This is a genomic window from Novosphingobium sp. (assembly GCF_030696665.1).
Classification (GTDB): Bacteria; Pseudomonadota; Alphaproteobacteria; order Sphingomonadales; family Sphingomonadaceae; genus Novosphingobium.
Genome location: NZ_JAUYRV010000046.1, coordinates 269,032 through 286,884, shown reverse-complemented (window position 1 = coordinate 286,884; position 17,853 = coordinate 269,032). Strand labels below are relative to the sequence as shown.

The following is a 17,853-nucleotide window of genomic DNA, read 5'->3' as shown; positions in this document are numbered from 1 at the left end:
TACCGAAGCCGATGCCGCCAACGAACTCATGCGGCTGGCCCGGCAGATCGCCAAGCACAACCGGCTCTACCATGCCGAGGATTCGCCCGAGATTTCGGACGCGGAGTATGATGCGCTCGTCCGGCGCAATGCAGAGCTTGAAGCCGCCTATCCGCACCTGATCCGGCCCGACAGCCCCAGCGCCCAAGTCGGCCATGAGGTCGCTGCCTCGCCCTTGGGCAAGGTGGCGCACGAGGTTCGGATGATGAGCCTCGACAACGCCTTTACCGACGAGGAAGTCGAGGAATTCGTCGCGCGCGTCCGGCGCTTCCTTGCGCTGCCCGACGATGCTGAAGTGGTGATGACGGCTGAAGACAAGATCGACGGTCTTTCCTGCTCGCTGCGCTATGAAAACGGAAGGTTGGTTCGTGCTGCCACGCGCGGTGACGGGCAGGTGGGCGAGGATGTGACAGCCAATGTCGCGCACATCGCCGACATTCCGCAGGAATTGAAAGGCGCTGGCCTGTTCGATATCCCCGCCATCTTCGAAATCCGCGGCGAGGTCTATATGGCCAAGGCCGACTTCCTCGCGCTCAACGCCCGCCAGGCCGAGAGCGGAGACAAGATCTTCGCCAACCCGCGCAATGCCGCCGCCGGATCGCTGCGCCAGAAGGACGCCAGTGTCACCGCCAGCCGCCCCTTGCGGTTCCTCGCCCACGGATGGGGCGCGGCGAGCGAGGTTCCTGCCAGCGCCCAGTATGAGATGATGCGCAAGATCGCGGACTGGGGCGTGCCCGTCTCGCCGCTGCTGGTCCGCTGCTCGTCAGCCGCAGAGATGGTCGCGCACTACCGCAGCATCGGCGCGCAGCGCGCGGATCTGCCCTATGACATCGATGGCGTGGTCTACAAGGTCGACCGGCTCGATTGGCAGGATCGCCTCGGTTTCGTCGCCAAGGCGCCACGATGGGGCATCGCGCACAAGTTTCCCGCCGAACGCGCCGAAACCACGCTTGAAGCCATCGACATTCAGGTGGGACGCACCGGCAAGTTGACGCCGGTGGGACGCCTCAAGCCGGTACTGGTCGGCGGAGTCACCGTCACCAACGTCACCTTGCACAACCGTGACGAGATCGGCCGCCTTGGGGTGCGCGTGGGGGACCGCATCGTGCTCCAGCGCGCGGGCGACGTGATCCCGCAAGTGGTCGAGAACCTGACGCGCGACGAGCCCCGCGAGCCTTACCATTTCCCCGACCATTGTCCCGAATGCGGCTCCGAAGCCGTGGCCGAAGAGGGCGAAGTCGATGTGCGCTGCACCGGCGGGTTGATCTGCCCGGCCCAGCGCGTCGAACGGCTCAAGCACTTCGTCAGCCGCGCCGCGCTCGATATCGAGGGGCTGGGCGAGAAAACTATCGTCGAATTCTTCCAGCTTGGCTGGCTGGAAAGCCCCGCCGACATCTTCCGGCTGCGTCAGCGGCGCAGCGATATCGTCGGGCGCGAAGGCTGGAAGGACAAGTCTGTGGACAACCTGTTGGCAGCCATCGAAACCAAACGCGAACCCGACGCCGCTCGGCTGCTCTTCGGCCTCGGCATCCGCCACGTCGGCGCAGTGACGGCGCGCGATCTGCTGAAGCGCTTCGTAACGCTGCCAGCGCTGCGTGAAGCGGCTGAAGCAACGCATTCCTCCCCCCACGGGGGAGGGGGACCAGCGAAGCTGGTGGAGGGGCACCCAAAGGACGAAACCCCCTCACCGCACGTGCCCCTCCACCATCCTGCGGATGGTCCCCCTCCCCGTGCCGGGGAGGAATTGCTCTCCATCGACGGCGTCGGCCCCGTCGTCGTCGAGGCGCTTGGCGACTTCTTCCATGAACCCCACAACATCGCCGTCTGGGAAGACCTGCTCTCCGAAGTTGCCCCGCCGCCCTATGTGGTGGAGACGAAGGACAGCGCCGTGGCCGGAAAGACCATCGTCTTCACCGGCAAGCTCGAAACCATGAGCCGCGACGAGGCCAAGGCCCAAGCCGAAGCACTGGGCGCGCGCGCTGCCGGTTCGGTATCGGCCAAGACAGACCTGGTGGTTGCAGGCCCCGGTGCAGGATCGAAGCTGAAGCAGGCTGCAGCGTTGGGCATAGATGTAATCGACGAAGCGGCATGGGCCGAAATCGTCCGGCAAGCGGGGTAGGGGCGTGGCCTTTCACACATGGTGGCTCTTCGTCGTCACCGTATTCTTCATTTCCGGCTCGCCCGGTCCCAACATGCTCCATGTGATGAGCCGCAGCGTGCAGCTTGGCCTGCGGCGGACACTTTATGCAATGGCGGGCTGCTTCCTGGCCGTCGTCAGCCTGCTGACAGCATCGGCGCTCGGCCTTACGGCTTTGCTCAGTGCTTTGCCGGGGGCTTTCACGGTGTTGCGTGTGCTAGGCGCGGGCTATCTGCTGTGGTTGGGGTACAAGGCGTGGACCGCCCGCCCTGAAGTGGTCGAACCCGGCGTTGGGCGGGCTGCTCCGGCAATTTCCAACGTGCAGATATTCCGCACCGCTTTTGGCGTTGGTATCTCCAACCCCAAGGCGCTGCTGTTCGCCGCTGCGTTTCTTCCCCAGTTCATTGACGCGAGCCGCCCGGAACTGCCGCAGTTCGGGATTATGGTCCTGACCTTCGGAGTCATCGAAATCTCGTGGTTCTTCATCTACGCGCTGGGTGGCCGGTCCATTTCCCGAGCGTTGACCCGACCCAGCCTGCAGACGTTGTTCAACCGAGTGACTGGAGGTATCTTCGTTGCGTTTGGGATCGGTATGCTGGCATCGCGTAGCTGAGCGACGGGAGAACGTGATGCTTGACGCCCTTGCTGCAATCGCCGCCGAAGCAGGCACGCTGCTGAAAGCGCGCAAGCAGACTATCGCCGTGGTTGACGGTTCCACGGGTGGCCTGATTTCGGCCAGCCTGCTTGCCATACCCGGAGCGTCGGCCTTCTATCTGGGCGGCGGGGTGATCTACACGCTCAAAGGAAGGCGCATTGTCCTCGGCCACGAACCCGGCTCGCTGCGCGGCTTCACCTCGGCGACCGAGGGCTATGCGCTGGCGCAGGCCCGCCTAATTCGCGAACGCTATGGCGCGGATTGGGGCATTGCCGAAACGGGTGCTTCGGGCGGTAGCGCGCATCCACTTGGCGTGGCCTCAGGCACCAGCGCTATTGGTGTGGTCGGCCCGGAGGGCTTCGAGGCGTCGACACTGGTCGTGACCGAGAGCAATGACCGTCTTGAAAACATGCAGATGTTTACACAGGGGGCCTTGCTGCTGTTGCGCGACACACTGATTGCGCAATCGCACCCCTGAACGAATTACTGCCACTTCGCCCCGTCTGTCAGTCCGCCCATACGACTCAAACGGATGCTCCCGCCAGCGCGGCGGCGCAGCCACAGGATCGACCAGTCGCCGCGCACCATTCGCGCTGCCAGCCTGAGGCCCGCCTTGCGATAGGCGGCGCGCACCGCAGCTTCCTGCGTCTCCAGCAACCCCGCCAGCAGCACCGAGCCGCCCGGCACCACAGCGCGGGCGAAATCCGGGGCCAGTTCCACCAGCGGCCCGGCGAGAATGTTTGCGATGAGCAGATCATAGGGCGCGGCGGCATGCAGCAAGGCATGGTCCATGCCCGGCGCTATGACCATCGCCATGCGGCCCGCGCCGTCACCCAGTGCGATGCCGTTATTTGCGGCGTTCTCTGCCACAACCGGCGCGCAGACCGCGTCGATGTCGCTGGCGATGGCGCGGGAGCCGGGCCACAGATGCAAGCCCGCAAAGCCCAGCAGTCCAGTGCCGGTGCCGATATCGGCCAGATTGCGCACGGTCACGCCCTGTCGCTTCATGTGGCTCAACATGGCAAGGCACCCGGCAGTGGTCGCGTGCTGGCCTGTGCCAAAAGCCTGGCTGGCCGGGATCACGAAATCGCGCACACCCGGCTGCGCTAGCGGTGGATACTCTGGGGTGTGGACGTAAAACACACCCTCGCGGATCGGCTCTACGCCCTGCTGGCTGAGCGTCACCCAGTCTTCTTCGGGCAGTTCCTCTACCTGCAACTGGGGCGGCGTGCCTTCGAACAGGTCGGCAATGGCGTTCTGGTCGGCCTTGGTCGGCTTTCGTGCCATCCATGCTTCAAGCTGCCAATCGTCGGGCTTGTCTTCGGCGATCTCGCTACCGGCGATCACGATGTCATGATCCCAGTCCCACGCGTCCTCATGTGCGACGAGCGCGGCCTGCACGACATCGCGTGGGGCGAAAGCGGTAACTTTCCAACTCATTGGGTCAGTGCCTTTTCAAGCCGATCACGCGCTCCGGCGGCAAGCGTCTTGCAGGCTTCGGGGTCTTCCAACGGCCTTGCCCCGCTCATCCGTTCGAACATGGCGCTGGCAGAGGGGTGGGGGGTAAGGAGGATGCCGCATTCGAGCGCTTCGACTTGCGCGAAGGTCTGGCGGAACATGGCAACGCGATCAGGATGATCGGCAAAACGATAGGTGCCGAGCGGAAAGGCCGTCACGCTGTCGACATAAGTGACGGTGCGGCAATCGGTGCCCTCGCACGATTTCCAGTGCCAGCTCGTTGAACCCTCGGTGTGGCCGGGTGTGGCAAACGCCGTAAGTTTGAGCGGGCCGATGCTGACGACATCGCCAGTGCGTATCACGCGATCAACGCGAGCCTTCCGCGATCCGTGGATTTCCTGCGCCTGAGGATCGGCAGGGCTGACCTTTCCGCTGCGGATCACCTTGGCTGCATCTGCCGTGGCGACAAAGCGCGCGCCTGTCGTTTTTTGAAGTGCTGCCAAGCCACCGATGTGGTCGAAATGTTCGTGGCTCGAGACGATCAAGCCTATGTCCTGCGGATCAAAGCCAAGCTTCGCGATGTTCTTGAGAACTTGCGGCACCGCATCTTCCATTCCGGCATCGACCAGAATGTGCCCATCCGGCCCCGTGATCAGCAGTACCGTGACGGTGCAGGTGCCGACATACCAGACGTTGCCGAAAATCCGCGCGGGGGGGGCGGGATCGGAAAAGCCATCCTTGCCCTCGCACTGGCGGATGATTTCGCGTGCAGCGCCCGGATCAGCGGGTGCCGGGGAGGCGGTTGCGGCGGCGAGAAAGGCGAGTGTGATGCTCATGGCCTGCTCGTCTAGGCACCGCTTCACCGCAGCGCAACAGGCTGTCCTTTTTTACATCCCGCATACGCTTGCGCGCCGGGGCTTTTCGACTAATAGGACTCGCAATCCTGTCGCGGACGTCCGCGATCCCAGTACCTGATACCAATACCTAGTCGAGGGGGTATATTCATGGCGCAAACGCGCAAGGCACGGCCGATTTCTCCGCATCTCCAGATTTGGCGCTGGGGCCCGGCCATGCTGGTTTCGATCCTGCACCGCATCACCGGCAACGGGCTGGCGTTCGGCGGGCTTGGTCTTCTGCTGTGGTGGATCGGCGCTTTGGCCAGCGGGCCAGAGGCTTATCAGACGTTCCTCGACTGGGTGTGGCTCGGCACTGGCGGCGGCTTGCAGACGGTGACTTCGGTGCTTGGCAAGATCGTGCTTGTGGGGCTGACATGGGCCTTCTTTCAGCACGCCGCATCGGGCATCCGCCACCTGATCCTCGATATCGGTGCAGGTTACGAGCTGAACACCAACGCCCGCTGGTCGAGCCTGACGATCGTTATCTCGATCCTCCTCACCATCGCATTCTGGGCTTTCGTGCTGCTGCGCTGAGCGCCGGCACGGATCGCATAGCAAGGAAGGCTACTCCACATGGGTAACGGCACCTCCATCGGTCGCGTGCGCGGGCTGGGTTCCAGCCACCACGGCACGCACCACTGGCTCACTTCGCGGCTGACGGCCGTGGGCAACCTCGTCCTGATCACATTCCTGATCGCCAGCCTCGCGCTGCTGCCGGACTATAGCTACGCCACGGTGCGCGGCTGGGTGGCACGGCCACTGCCATCGATTGCGATGATCCTGATCATGATCAACACCTTCACCCATGCCCGTATGGGCGTGCAGGTCATGCTTGAGGATTATGTCCACGAAGAGGGCGGCAAGATCGCAGCATGGCTGCTGGTCAATATCGTGCCCTTCGCGGCAGCCGCTTTCGGCATCCTTTCGGTTCTGCGCATTGCGCTCGGGGGCGCGTAAGACATGACTTCGACTCAGCCAGCCTACAAGATCATCGACCACACCTACGACACCGTCGTCGTCGGCGCGGGTGGTTCGGGCCTGCGCGCCACAATGGGTTCGGCCCAAGCCGGCCTGCGCACCGCCTGCATCACCAAGGTCTTCCCGACGCGCTCGCACACCGTGGCGGCACAGGGCGGCATCGCTGCCAGCCTTGGCAACAATTCGCCCGACCACTGGACGTGGCACATGTACGACACCGTCAAGGGGTCTGACTGGCTGGGCGATCAGGACGCCATCGAATACATGGTGCGCGAAGCCCCGGCTGCGGTTTATGAGCTTGAGCACGCCGGCGTGCCGTTCAGCCGCAACCCCGAAGGCACGATCTACCAGCGTCCCTTCGGCGGGCACATGCAGAACATGGGCGAAGGCCCGCCGGTTCAGCGCACTTGCGCGGCTGCTGACCGCACCGGCCACGCCATGCTTCATGCGCTCTATCAGCAGAGCCTGAAGTACGACGCAGACTTCTTCATCGAATACTTCGCCATCGATCTGATCATGGAAAACGGCCAGTGCCGTGGCGTGATCGCGCTGTGCATGGACGATGGTTCGATCCACCGTTTCCGCAGCCATGCCGTGGTGCTGGCAACCGGCGGCTATGGCCGTTCATACTTCACCGCGACCTCGGCCCACACTTGCACGGGTGACGGCGGCGGCATGGTACTGCGCGCTGGCCTGCCGTTGCAGGACATGGAATTCGTGCAGTTCCACCCGACCGGCATCTACGGCGCGGGTGTGCTGATCACCGAAGGCGCGCGTGGTGAGGGTGGTTACCTGACCAACTCCGAAGGTGAGCGCTTTATGGAGCGCTACGCTCCGTCGGCCAAGGATCTGGCATCGCGTGACGTGGTTTCACGCTCGATGGCGCTGGAAATCCGCGAAGGCCGGGGCGTGGGGCCGCACAAGGACCACATCTTCCTTCACCTCGATCATATCGACCAGAAGGTGCTGGCGGAACGCCTGCCGGGCATCACCGAAAGCGGCAAGATCTTTGCCGGTGTTGACCTGACCCGCCAGCCGTTGCCGGTTGTGCCGACCGTCCACTACAACATGGGCGGCATCCCCTGCAATTATCACGGCGAAGTCGTGACCATTGGCGCGGACGGCAATCCTGAAACGATCATTCCGGGCCTGTTCGCGGTTGGTGAAGCGGCGTGCGTTTCGGTCCACGGCGCAAACCGCCTTGGCTCAAACTCGCTGATCGACCTTGTCGTATTCGGCCGCGCCACCGGCCTGCGTCTCAAGGAACTGATCAAGCCGGGCACGTCACACAACGCGCTGCCCAAGGACAGCGCGGATATGTCGCTTGGCCGCCTTGACCACTTCCGCCACGCCAATGGCGGCTCGCCCACCGCAGAAGTGCGTATCGAAATGCAGCGCACGATGTCAGCCCATGCCGCGGTGTTCCGTACCGACGAACTGATGGCCGAAGGCAAGGTCAAGCTGGCGGCGACTTATGAGCGCATGCAGGACATCAACGTGTCCGACCGTTCGCTGATCTGGAATTCGGATCTGGTTGAAACGCTGGAACTCGACAACCTGATCAGTCAGGCAGCGGTGACGATGCATTCGGCACACAACCGCAAGGAAAGCCGCGGCGCACATGCGCACGAAGATTTCCCTGATCGCAACGATGCTGAATGGATGAAGCACACCGCAGCATGGTTCAACGGCTGGGGCGGCAAGGGCGGCGAAATCAAGATCGATTACCGCCCGGTCCACGAATTCACGCTGACCGACGATGTCGAATACATCAAGCCAAAGAAGCGCGTTTACTGATCCCGACGCTGGTCCAGCAGGGCCAGCGGTTGGTCGAACAAGGCATGAGATGGCGCCGGGGTTTGATACTCCGGCGCCATTCTTTTTGTGCCGGGATTACCGGCCTGCCGGGGAGGCACGCGATGATGTTCGAAAAGCGCAATGTGAAGCTGGGTGTGCTGATGGGTGCGGGCCTGCTGGTTTCTGCCGGAGCTGTGGCGCAAGCTTTGCCTGAGGCACCGCCTGCGCCTCCAGCGCCCCCTTCTGCGGCGTCACCGCCAGCGCCGCCAGCACCGCCAGCGCCGCCTGCTCCTCCGCAGATCGGTGAGCCGGGCGCGCGGGTTGTCGTGATTGAGCGTGAGGGTGGGGAGCGTGGCGCAGCGCACGTCCGCACTGCCACGCGCGACGGCAAGACGTTTGTGTTCAAGACGGACAGGCCGCTGTCCGATGAGGAATTCGAGCGCCGCATTGCCAAGGCAGAGGCCGATCTTCCGCCGGTGCCAGCACATGGCTCGCACCACGCCGGTCACCGTGTTGTCGTGATCAAGGATGGCAGTACTGGCGCAAAGACGGTGATCGATGAACAGCAGATTGAACGCCATGCGATGGCCAAGGCGATCAGCGGCATCAGGTCTGCACGCGCAGCGATTGCGGGCAACCGCGCGCTATCGGACGAAATTCGCACCGAAGTCCTTCAGGAACTCGATGCGGAAATCGCCAAATTGCAGGCCAGCAGCTGACGCGTCTACTGCGTGCGCTGCACTACCGGTCGGCTTTCAAAGCTGACCGACTGGTTCTTGCCTGACTTGCCAGCCTTGGCAGACTTGTCGTCCTTCTTGTCCTCCTTGCTGTTCTTTTCGCGCGCTTCGGCGGCATCGCGGGCGGCGTGGACAGCGGCAGAGTCCTTTGCCGTGGCGGCGCGGGCCGGATATGCGCAGCCGCGCTGCTGGCCGACGCCTTTGAGGAATGCGCGGCGGACCGAACCCGCGTAGATCGCCTCCTGCCATTTGCGCTGCTGGGCGTTTGCGCCGCTGATCTCACGGATCACCCCGCCAAACGGGATCAACGAACCGACGACAGACTGGGCAAGGCTGCCCATGTTGATCGTGGCGTTGCCATCATCACGCGCCACATCGATATCGTCGCCCAGCACCGCGTCGAGATTGGCGATGGCGGCCCCGATGGCCGGGCAGCGCTTCATTCCCGTGAGGTCGTAGGGCTTTGAGCGCGCCGAAACGAGTATCTCGGGCACTTCGTCCTTTTTGAGGTTGAAGTCGCTCAGCGGTTTTGTGGCGACATCGCCGACAGTGACAGTTTCTTGCGATACGGCGGTTTGCGCCATTGCGGGATAGGCCATTGCGAACATGCATGGCAGAAAGAGTGCGAACCGGAAGGCAGTGCTTGGCATTGTGGAAATCCCCTTTGCCGCTGAAACGCCACGCTCTGCCTTTTTGTTCCTTGGGCCGTTCGTTCCTCAAACTTGCTGTGCGGGGATTATAGCGCCTTGAACGTGTCGCACTGATCCTCGTCTGCCGTCTCAAGCCCGCGCCGTAGCCATTCCATACGCTGAGCGGAACTGCCGTGGGTGAAGCCTTCCTCCACCGGGCGGCGTCCTGCGGCTTTCATCAGCGCGTCATCGCCGATCTGGTGGGCGGCACGCATACCTTCCTCGATGTCTCCAGCTTCAATCCGGTCCCGGTTCTTGCCCGCCCAGACCCCGGCATAGCAATCGGCCTGAAGCTCAAGCGCCACCGACAGCCGGTTTGCCTGGCTAGGGCTGCGCTGCTGCGCCTGGCGCATCTGCGTGGAGGTGCCGAGCACGTTCTGGATGTGGTGGCCATATTCGTGCGCCATGACATAGACACGCGCGAAATCGCCGCCAGCGCCCATCTGCTGGTCCATCTGCGTGAAGAAATCGGTGTCGATATAGATGCCGTTGTCAGCCGGGCAATAGAATGGACCCATTGCGCTTTGCGCCGCGCCGCAGCCGGAATTGCCGTTTTGCGCATAGAACACCAGCTTGGGCGGTTGGTACGCAATGTTGGCTTGGGCAAACAGCGGCACCCACGTCTTGTTGAGCGAGGACAGCGCGTTGCAGCTTTCGCGGCTGAATTCGTTGGCGGCGCAGCTTTCGGCCAGCGACGTGCCGCCCGCCTGCTCCTGCTGGACCGGGCCTTGCGTCTGCACCTGTTGCAACGTGCCAAGCATCTGCGCCGGATCGACTCCGAATACCACCGCTGCGATCAGCGCGATCACGATTGATCCGCAGCCCAGCTTTCCGCCGCCGCCCATCGGGAACCGGCTGCCGCCGCCACCGCGCTGGTCTTCGACGTTGATGGAATTGTCGAAATCGTCGAGCCGCATCGGCTTACCCCTCTTTTTGCACTTGCGACTGGACAAGCGGGAGGTGTCCCGCAATGCCAGTGCAATCAACCCGTCCAGAATTCCCGGAGTAATCGAATGTTCCTGAAGGGCAAGTGCGCGCTTGTAACCGGCTCCACATCGGGCATTGGCCTCGCCTATGCGCGGGCCTTGGCGGCGGAGGGTGCCCATGTGGTGCTCAACGGCTTTGGCGATGCCGACGAAATTGCCAAGCTGTGCGAGGAACTGGCTGCAACCAGCGGAGGACGCGCGATTTTTGCGGCTGGAGACCTGACCAAGCGTGAAGGCACCGAGGCGATGGTGGCCACGGCGCTGGCAGAATTTGGCGCGGTCGACATTCTGATCAACAATGCCGGGATGCAGCATGTTGCCCCGGTGGACGAATTTCCTGTCGAAAAGTGGGACGCGATCATCGCGTTGAACCTGACGTCTGCCTTCGACGCCTGCCGCCTGTGCATTCCGGGCATGAAGGCAAAGGGTTGGGGGCGTATCCTGTTCACAGCGTCTGCCCACTCGCTCACCGCATCGCCGTTCAAGGCGGCCTATGTTTCGGCCAAGCACGGCATTGCGGGGCTGACCAAGACGCTGGCATTGGAGCTGGCGACTCAGGGCGTCACCGCCAACTGCATCAGCCCGGGCTATGTCTGGACGCCGCTGGTGGAAAACCAGATCCCCGATACGATGAAGGCGCGGGGCATGACGCGTGAGCAGGTGATCAACGAAGTGATGCTCGAACGTCAGCCCAGCAAGCAGTTCGTGCAGCCCGATGAACTGGCGGCGCTGGCGCTGTTCCTGTGCCGCGACGAAGCACGCAATATCACCGGGGCCAACTACAGTGTCGATGGTGGTTGGGTGGCGCAATAAGGGTAGATTGTCGGGGCGTTGGTAAACCCCCGTTCATCCAGACAGGCTCAATTGGGAACTTGCATCGCGCTGCTGCTTTTGAGAGCAATGGTACGCGACGAGGCGTTTGGGGCTGGCGATGAAGCGTGCGGGGGTATTGCGCGGGGTGATGACGGGGGCCTTGGTCCTTGGCGCGCTGCTTGTTGTCGCTGCCCGACCTGCACCTAAACGCACCAACCCGCTCGAAACTGCACTCAAGACGCACGTAGAGACGCTGGCCAGCGACGATTTCGGCGGGCGAGAGCCGGGGACAGAAGGCGAGACGAAGACTCTGCGGTATCTCGCGCGGCAGTGGTTCGACATCGGGCTGGAAGCGGGCACCAATATCCCTGCAAGCGGTTGGTTTGCGCCGGTTGAACTGGTCGAGCGTGAGCCGGTGCTTTCGCGCGCGACTTTCATGCGCGGCAAAAAGCGCGTCGTTCTGCCTGCCGATAGCGTCTTTGTGGTAACTTCGGGGCTGCGCAGTCTGGTTCAGGACGCGCCGCTGGTTTTTGTCGGCCACGCCACAGGGAGCATGTTGGGGCGCGCTGAACTGGCAGGGCGCGTGGCGGTGATGCTCGATAGCCTGCCTACCGGGATGACAGGAGATGTCGCCGGGGATCGGGCCGGGCGGTTGCTGGATGCCGGCGCGTTGGCAGTCCTGACAGTGCTTGACGACGAGCGCGGGCTTGAGGATGTGATCGCGCGGCGTCGGCGGGCGGGCTATGCCGTGGCGGGTGAAACGCTGGGCAGCGAGATTGAGGCGTTTCTCTCTCCGGCCACTGCCGAGCTGTTGTTGGCCGGAAGCCAGCACGCCACTTTGGGAAAGCTGCGGAGCGATGCGCGCTCTGCGGCTTTTGCACCTTATGCAATTGGGGTTTTGGGCACATTCGAGGCGACCAGTGGTGAAACCCGGATCAAGACGCACAACCTGATCGGGCGGCTGCCGGGCCGCGATCCGGGGGCGGGTGCAGTCCTGGTGATGGCCCACTGGGACCACTTCGGTGAATGCGCATCGGCACCGGCCGAAGACCTTATTTGCAACGGCGCTATCGACAATGCATCGGGCCTTGCCGTGATTACCGAGGCTGCGCGCCTGCTGGCCAAAGGCAAGCCGTTGGACCGCGACGTCTATTTCGTGGCCACGACCGGTGAAGAACTGGGCCTGCTTGGCGCGATGGCCTTTGCTGAAAATCCGCCGATCCCGCTCGACCGCTTTGTCGCGGCTTTCAACGTCGACAGCACTGGCCTTGTCCCGGCCGGAGGGCTGATCGGGGTGGTTGGCAAGGGGCAAACCCGGCTCGACCCGCTGATTGCGGATGTGGTCCGGCGCATGAAGCGCAAGCTCGCGCCGGGCGATGGGGCCAATGCCTATATCAAGCGGCAGGATTCGTGGGTGCTGATGCAGCACGATGTGCCCACCGTCATGGTCAGCAACAGCTATGGCAACATGGAGCGACTGGAGCGTTTCATGGAGGATATCTACCATCGTCCGAGCGACGAGGCTGGTGCAACCATCGACTATTCAGGCATGGCCGATGACGTCAACTTGCAGGTTGAACTGGTGCGCGCCTTTGCCGATGCCAGACGCCATCCGGCAAAGGCCTCTACAGTGGTTCAAAAGCCGGGCCAAACCCCCTAGCGCAGCCGCACCTTCCTGTTTACATGGGCCGCCACGAATCTCCCCGGACCTCAAGAAGTGGCACGCATCATGGATATCCCTCTCGGCCTTACTTTCGACGACGTGCTGCTGCGTCCCGCCGAGTCGGACATCGTGCCTTCGATGGCCGATACGCGCACTCGCCTCACGCGGAGCATCAGCCTCAACATACCGGTCGTTTCCTCGGCAATGGACACCGTGACCGAGGCGGACATGGCGATTGTCATGGCGCAGCTTGGCGGCATCGGCGTGCTTCACCGGAACCTCTCGATCGAAGAGCAGTGTGCTGCGGTGCGCGCGGTGAAGCGGTTCGAGAGCGGTATGGTGGTCAATCCCATCACCATCGCGCCCAACGCAACGCTGGGCGAAGCCAACGCGATCATGCGCGCCAACAAGATCAGCGGTATCCCGGTGGTCGAAGCTTCGGGCAAGCTTGTCGGCATTCTGACCAACCGCGACGTGCGCTTTGCCGACAATCCGCTGCAGCCGGTGCACGAACTGATGACGCAGGACAACCTCGCCACGGTGAAGCTGGGCGCAAGCGGCGACGATGCGCGCCGCCTGCTCCACCAGCGCCGGATCGAGAAATTGCTGGTGGTGGACGATGCGTTTCATTGCATCGGCCTGATCACGGTGAAAGACATCGAAAAGGCCGTGACGTTCCCGAACGCGACCAAGGACGCTGCAGGACGCCTGCGCGTGGCAGCGGCCACAACCGTCGGCGAAAAGGGCCTGGCCCGCACGCAGGCGCTGATCGAGGCCGAGTGCGACGTTGTTATCATCGATACCGCCCACGGTCACAACCGTGACGTGGCGCGGGCTGTCGAAGCGGCCAAGAAGCTTTCGAATTCGGTACAGGTCATCGCGGGCAATGTCGCCACGGCAGAGGCGACCCGGTCATTGATCGATGCGGGCGCCGATGGCGTGAAAATTGGCATCGGACCGGGCTCAATCTGCACGACCCGCATTGTTGCAGGCGTGGGTGTGCCCCAGCTTACTGCCGTGATGGAGTGTGCCGAAGAGGCTGAAAAGTCGGGCGTTCCGGTGATTGCCGACGGCGGTCTGCGCACTTCGGGCGATGCGGCCAAGGCGCTGGCAGCGGGCGCAAGTTCGGTGATGATCGGATCGATGCTGGCAGGGACCGAGGAAGCGCCCGGAGAGACGTTCCTGTATCAGGGCCGCGCATACAAGTCCTATCGCGGCATGGGTTCGGTCGGCGCGATGGCGCGCGGCAGTGCGGATCGCTATTTCCAGCAGGACATCAAGGACCAGATGAAGCTGGTGCCTGAAGGCATTGAAGGCCAGGTGCCCTACAAGGGGCCGGCCAAGGACGTGGTCCACCAGCTCGTCGGCGGCGTGAAAGCTGCGATGGGCTATACCGGCAGCCGCACGATCGAAGATTTGCGCAAGCGTGCGCAGTTCGTGCGGATCACCAACGCGGGCCTGCGCGAAAGCCACGTTCACGACGTGACGATCACGCGCGAGGCGCCGAACTATAAGGCGGGCTGAATTGGTCATTTCCCCCCTCCCGCAGGCGGGAGGGGTCGGGGGTGGGCCGGACAAGAACCGTCGCGCCCGGCCTCAACCCACCCCAAACCCCTCCCGCTTGCGGGCGGGGCTTAAATGACTCCTTCCGCGCGCGTTCAGGCCGCGATTGATCTGCTCGATGCGGTGATCGCGGCGGCGCAGGGACAGGGCGCTTCGGCCGACCGGATTGCAGTGGAGTGGTTCCGGGCGCGGCGTTTTGTCGGCTCCAAGGACCGTCGCGCAATTCGTGAAATGGTGTGGAGCGCGATCCGGGCCTGCGGGCCGGTTCCAGCATCCGGGCGTGCTGCGATGCTGCGTTTGGCTGATGGCGACCCTGCGCTTTGCGGGCTATTCGATGGTTCCAACTATGGTCCCGCGCCGATTGCTGCGGGCGAGCCGGTGGCCGAAGGCGGCATCGCGCCTGCATGGCTGATCGAGCGGTTGACCGCTGCGGGCCTTGATGCCGATGCGCAAGCTTCTCTGCTTGGCCGCGCGCCACTCGATGTGCGGGCCAATACGCTCAAGATCACGCGTGAGGAATTGCGCGCGCGGCTCCCGGTAGAGGCGGAACCTGCCATCGCGCCACACGCGCTGCGCTTGCCTTCGGGGAGCGCGGCGGAGAGCTGGCCGGAATTTTCCGAGGGCCTGTTCGAAGTGCAGGACGCAGGCAGCCAGATCACCTGCATGGCCCTGGGTGTGCAGCCGGGAGAGGCGGTGGTCGATCTGTGCGCAGGAGCGGGCGGCAAGACGCTTGCGCTTGGCGCAGCGCTGGAAAACAAGGGCGCGCTGCTGGCATGCGATATAGATCGCGCGCGGCTTTCGCGCCTGCCTGATCGCGCCGTCCGCGCCGGGGTGCTGGCAGAAACCCGTCTGCTCAATCCCGGCAGCGAGCCGGCCATGCTCGCAGATTGGCAGGGCAAAGCTGACGCCGTGATGATTGATGCGCCGTGCTCCGGCACAGGCACCTGGCGGCGCAACCCTGAGGCGCGCTGGCGATTGGATGCCAAGGCGATTGATCGTTATTGCGCGATGCAGGCCAATGTCCTGGCCATCGGCGCAGGGCTGGTTCGGCCCGGCGGGCGGCTGACCTATGTGGTCTGTTCGTTGCTTGATGCCGAGGGCGCTGACCGTATTGCTGCCTTTCTGGCGGCCAATCCGGGTTGGGACGTGGTGCTTCCATCGCTCCCTGCTGGCCGTCCGCACGGGCATGGGTGGCGGCTCGTGCCCTTTTGGGATGGCACCGACGGGTTTTTCTTCGCAACACTCGTGCGGCGTGTTAATTGAAGCGTCATGCATGCCGGTTCATTCAGAGATGGTTTCCGGCCCAAGGAGTTGCTGATGCGCTACGCCCCCGTTGCTCTTGCCTTGTCGCTTGTTGTTGGCGTTACCGGGAGCATGGGCGTGGCGCGGAGTACCGCTCCGGCTGATCCGCGCGTCGAATCGCTGCTCAAGGATGGCCGTGCGGCACTGGCCAAAGGTGAGGCTGGTTTGGCCACCGACAGTTTCGAGGCTGCTCTGGTGATCGATCCTGCCAGCAACGCCGCGCTGCTCGGCCTGGCTGACGCCGCCCGCCGTGAGGGCTTGCAAGGCAAAGCGATCCACTATTACCGCGAAGTGCTTTCGCGTGAACCGAACAATGTCGTCGCCATTTCTGGTGAAGGTGGTGCGATGGTTGAAAAGGGCGCGGTCGAAAAGGCCAAGCGGAACCTGACCCGGCTTGAAGGCCTCTGTGGAAAGGGCTGCTCTGAAACAGCCGAACTGTCCGCCGCAATCTCGCGCGGGCCTGCGCCGAAAGTGCTATCGGCTGAAGCTGTGACGTCGGACAGCAAGATCGAGAACAACTGAGTCCGGGCGAAGGCGGGGGCGGCGCTGATGCTGCCGCCCGTGATCAGATCAACCCGCGAAATTCTTCCACAACCTGCCGGTAGACGCGCTTCTTGAACGGCACGATCAGGTCGGGCAGCTGCTCCGGCTCCACCCACTTCCATGCTTCAAATTCGGCGTGTTTGTGCGCGTCGAGATTGATGTCCGTATCTTCACCAGCAAAGCGCAACAGCAGCCATTTCTGGCGCTGGCCGCGATACTTGCCGCCCCACAACTTGCCCATCAGGAAATCTGGCAGATCGTAGAAGTGTTCTTCGCGGCTTTCGGCGATGATCGTGACGAGGTGGGGCGCAACGCCGGTTTCCTCTTCCAGTTCGCGCAGGGCGGCGGGATGAAGCTCTTCGCCATCATCGATCCCGCCCTGCGGCATCTGCCAGGCGTCCGCATTCACTTCCTTGTTGTCGATGCGCTTGCCCACAAAGACGCGACCCGCGCCGTTCACAAGCATCACACCCACACAGGGACGGTAGGGTAGCCCGGCAAATTCGTCTGTCATTTTAACCTTTCCAGCAGCAACCTTACGGCTTTGAAGATCGACTGCATGTCTTCCTGCGCGCTCGGGATGGCCTTGCGCACCTGGGTAAAGCCGTGGATTGTCCCTTTCATTTCAAGGAACACGACTTCGGCGCCGGAACGGATCAGTTCCGCGCCATAGACCCGGCCGCTGTCGCGAATCGGGTCCAACCCTGCGGTCACTAGCACCGTTGGCGGCGTAGTCGAATGATCGCCGTAGATAGGGTAAGCGCGTTTGTGGCCGGTAACCGCTTGATAGGCTTTTGCAAACCATTGCATTGTTTCTGCGGTGAGAAGGAAGCCATCGGCAAAATGGGCAAATGATTCATGGTCCGGGCGATCATCCGAAAGCGGATAGATCGGCACCTGCATTACAACCGGCACGGCGGCAGGGTGTTCCACCAGTGCCTGCGTGACAACGATGGCCAGATTGCCGCCCGCCGAATCACCCATCGGAATCAGACCTGTGATCTCGCGCCCAAGCGTGGCGGAACTGGCTGCAATCCAGCGGGCCGCTGCCTCGCAATCATCGGGCGCGGCGGGGAAGGGGTGTTCTGGCGCAAGGCGATAGTCGACCGCGATGACGGGCATGTCCAGTTCCGCCGCAATTTCGGTGCAGAGGCTGTGGTGGCTATCCAGATCGCCGATAACAAAGCCGCCACCGTGGAAGAACACCACCGCTGGACCGGGTTCGCGCGTGTCCCGCAAGTCATACAGGCGCAGCGGGATATCCCCAGCAGGACCTGGGCAAGTCAGATCACGGATTACCGCCAGTTCGCGCGGATCAGCTTCGGCCACTTGGCCCATCGCGATGTAGCCGGCCCGCGCTTCGGCCAGTGGCAATGCGCTCATCGGCGGCGCGCCGGTACTGTTCAGGAAGCCAAGGAAAGCCTGCACATCGGGGCGCACGTAGTGGGTGGTGTGATCGGTCATGACGTTCCTCGTCCCCTTGATGGGATTCGTTATAAACAGCGCGGTAAGTTTGCTTTTGCAACTTGACCGGCAAGCGCGTTCGGAATCAAGAGCGCAGGAGGATTTTTCGCCACGCGCAGTTTTTCTTCTTTGC

General features: G+C 63.1%; 18 protein-coding genes. 12 read left to right on the top strand and 6 right to left on the bottom strand.

The annotated features are described in order from the left end of the window. The first annotated feature begins 28 nt into the window (after positions 1–28). Genes ligA through Q8R81_RS14235 form a run of 3 tightly spaced genes read left to right on the top strand, consistent with a single transcriptional unit; the run spans position 29 to position 3,309 of the window. Positions 29–2,158: an NAD-dependent DNA ligase LigA gene (ligA, locus tag Q8R81_RS14245; RefSeq protein WP_371135387.1), complete on the top strand. Its 2,130-nt coding sequence runs from the start codon at positions 29–31 to the stop codon at positions 2,156–2,158. Between the two features lie 4 nt (positions 2,159–2,162). Further along, positions 2,163–2,789: a LysE family translocator gene (locus tag Q8R81_RS14240; protein WP_305618903.1), complete on the top strand. Its 627-nt coding sequence runs from the start codon at positions 2,163–2,165 to the stop codon at positions 2,787–2,789. 16 nt (positions 2,790–2,805) lie between these two features. Next, a complete protein-coding gene (locus Q8R81_RS14235) occupies positions 2,806–3,309 on the top strand; it encodes a CinA family protein (protein WP_305618901.1) in 504 nt (167 codons plus the stop codon). A 5-nt stretch (positions 3,310–3,314) separates the two neighbouring features. Here Q8R81_RS14235 and Q8R81_RS14230 read toward each other — a convergent pair whose 3' ends face one another. Further along, positions 3,315–4,271 (bottom strand): 50S ribosomal protein L11 methyltransferase, encoded by a 957-nt coding sequence (locus Q8R81_RS14230; RefSeq protein ID WP_305618899.1) that lies wholly within the window; start codon positions 4,269–4,271, stop codon positions 3,315–3,317. Continuing rightward, a complete protein-coding gene (bla, locus tag Q8R81_RS14225) occupies positions 4,268–5,125 on the bottom strand; it encodes a subclass B3 metallo-beta-lactamase (RefSeq protein WP_305618897.1) in 858 nt (285 codons plus the stop codon). The genes Q8R81_RS14230 and bla overlap by 4 nt, the downstream gene beginning before the upstream one ends. A 168-nt stretch (positions 5,126–5,293) precedes the next feature. Between bla and sdhC the strand changes: the two genes are divergently transcribed. The 4 genes from sdhC (at position 5,294) to Q8R81_RS14205 (ending at position 8,679) form a co-directional block, all read left to right on the top strand. Then, positions 5,294–5,719: a succinate dehydrogenase, cytochrome b556 subunit gene (gene sdhC / locus Q8R81_RS14220; RefSeq protein WP_305618895.1), complete on the top strand. Its 426-nt coding sequence runs from the start codon at positions 5,294–5,296 to the stop codon at positions 5,717–5,719. 39 nt (positions 5,720–5,758) lie between these two features. Beyond that, positions 5,759–6,142: a succinate dehydrogenase, hydrophobic membrane anchor protein gene (gene sdhD, locus Q8R81_RS14215; protein WP_305618894.1), complete on the top strand. Its 384-nt coding sequence runs from the start codon at positions 5,759–5,761 to the stop codon at positions 6,140–6,142. A gap of 3 nt (positions 6,143–6,145) precedes the next feature. Then, positions 6,146–7,960: a succinate dehydrogenase flavoprotein subunit gene (gene sdhA / locus Q8R81_RS14210; RefSeq protein ID WP_305618892.1), complete on the top strand. Its 1,815-nt coding sequence runs from the start codon at positions 6,146–6,148 to the stop codon at positions 7,958–7,960. A 122-nt stretch (positions 7,961–8,082) separates the two neighbouring features. Beyond that, positions 8,083–8,679 carry a hypothetical protein gene (locus Q8R81_RS14205; RefSeq protein WP_305618890.1) on the top strand — a complete coding sequence of 199 codons (597 nt, stop codon included), beginning with the start codon at positions 8,083–8,085 and terminating at the stop codon, positions 8,677–8,679. Positions 8,680–8,684: 5 nt separating this feature from the next. Here the strand turns inward: Q8R81_RS14205 and Q8R81_RS14200 are convergent, their stop codons facing one another. Both Q8R81_RS14200 and Q8R81_RS14195 read right to left on the bottom strand, forming a co-directional pair. Further along, positions 8,685–9,296 (bottom strand): hypothetical protein, encoded by a 612-nt coding sequence (locus Q8R81_RS14200; protein ID WP_305618888.1) that lies wholly within the window; start codon positions 9,294–9,296, stop codon positions 8,685–8,687. Positions 9,297–9,433: 137 nt separating this feature from the next. After that, positions 9,434–10,303 (bottom strand): neutral zinc metallopeptidase, encoded by an 870-nt coding sequence (locus Q8R81_RS14195; RefSeq protein WP_305618886.1) that lies wholly within the window; start codon positions 10,301–10,303, stop codon positions 9,434–9,436. 96 nt (positions 10,304–10,399) lie between these two features. Between Q8R81_RS14195 and Q8R81_RS14190 the strand changes: the two genes are divergently transcribed. The 5 genes from Q8R81_RS14190 (at position 10,400) to Q8R81_RS14170 (ending at position 16,235) form a co-directional block, all read left to right on the top strand. Further along, complete coding sequence (locus Q8R81_RS14190; protein ID WP_305618884.1) at positions 10,400–11,185, top strand: 3-hydroxybutyrate dehydrogenase; 786 nt, start codon at positions 10,400–10,402, stop codon at positions 11,183–11,185. A 148-nt stretch (positions 11,186–11,333) separates the two neighbouring features. Next, positions 11,334–12,845: a M28 family metallopeptidase gene (locus tag Q8R81_RS14185; protein WP_305618882.1), complete on the top strand. Its 1,512-nt coding sequence runs from the start codon at positions 11,334–11,336 to the stop codon at positions 12,843–12,845. A 69-nt stretch (positions 12,846–12,914) separates the two neighbouring features. Continuing rightward, a complete protein-coding gene (guaB, locus tag Q8R81_RS14180; RefSeq protein WP_305618880.1) occupies positions 12,915–14,372 on the top strand; it encodes an IMP dehydrogenase in 1,458 nt (485 codons plus the stop codon). Between the two features lie 114 nt (positions 14,373–14,486). Beyond that, positions 14,487–15,674, top strand: a complete 1,188-nt coding sequence (locus Q8R81_RS14175) for an RsmB/NOP family class I SAM-dependent RNA methyltransferase (protein WP_305618879.1) — start codon at positions 14,487–14,489, stop codon at positions 15,672–15,674. Between the two features lie 54 nt (positions 15,675–15,728). Continuing rightward, a complete protein-coding gene (locus Q8R81_RS14170) occupies positions 15,729–16,235 on the top strand; it encodes a hypothetical protein (protein ID WP_305618877.1) in 507 nt (168 codons plus the stop codon). A gap of 43 nt (positions 16,236–16,278) precedes the next feature. Here the strand turns inward: Q8R81_RS14170 and Q8R81_RS14165 are convergent, their stop codons facing one another. Continuing rightward, positions 16,279–16,770: an RNA pyrophosphohydrolase gene (locus Q8R81_RS14165; RefSeq protein ID WP_305618875.1), complete on the bottom strand. Its 492-nt coding sequence runs from the start codon at positions 16,768–16,770 to the stop codon at positions 16,279–16,281. After that, entirely contained in the window at positions 16,767–17,720 is a 954-nt protein-coding gene (locus Q8R81_RS14160; protein ID WP_305618873.1) for an alpha/beta hydrolase, read from the bottom strand. Before Q8R81_RS14160 ends, Q8R81_RS14165 begins: the two co-directional genes overlap by 4 nt. Positions 17,721–17,853 lie beyond the last annotated feature (133 nt).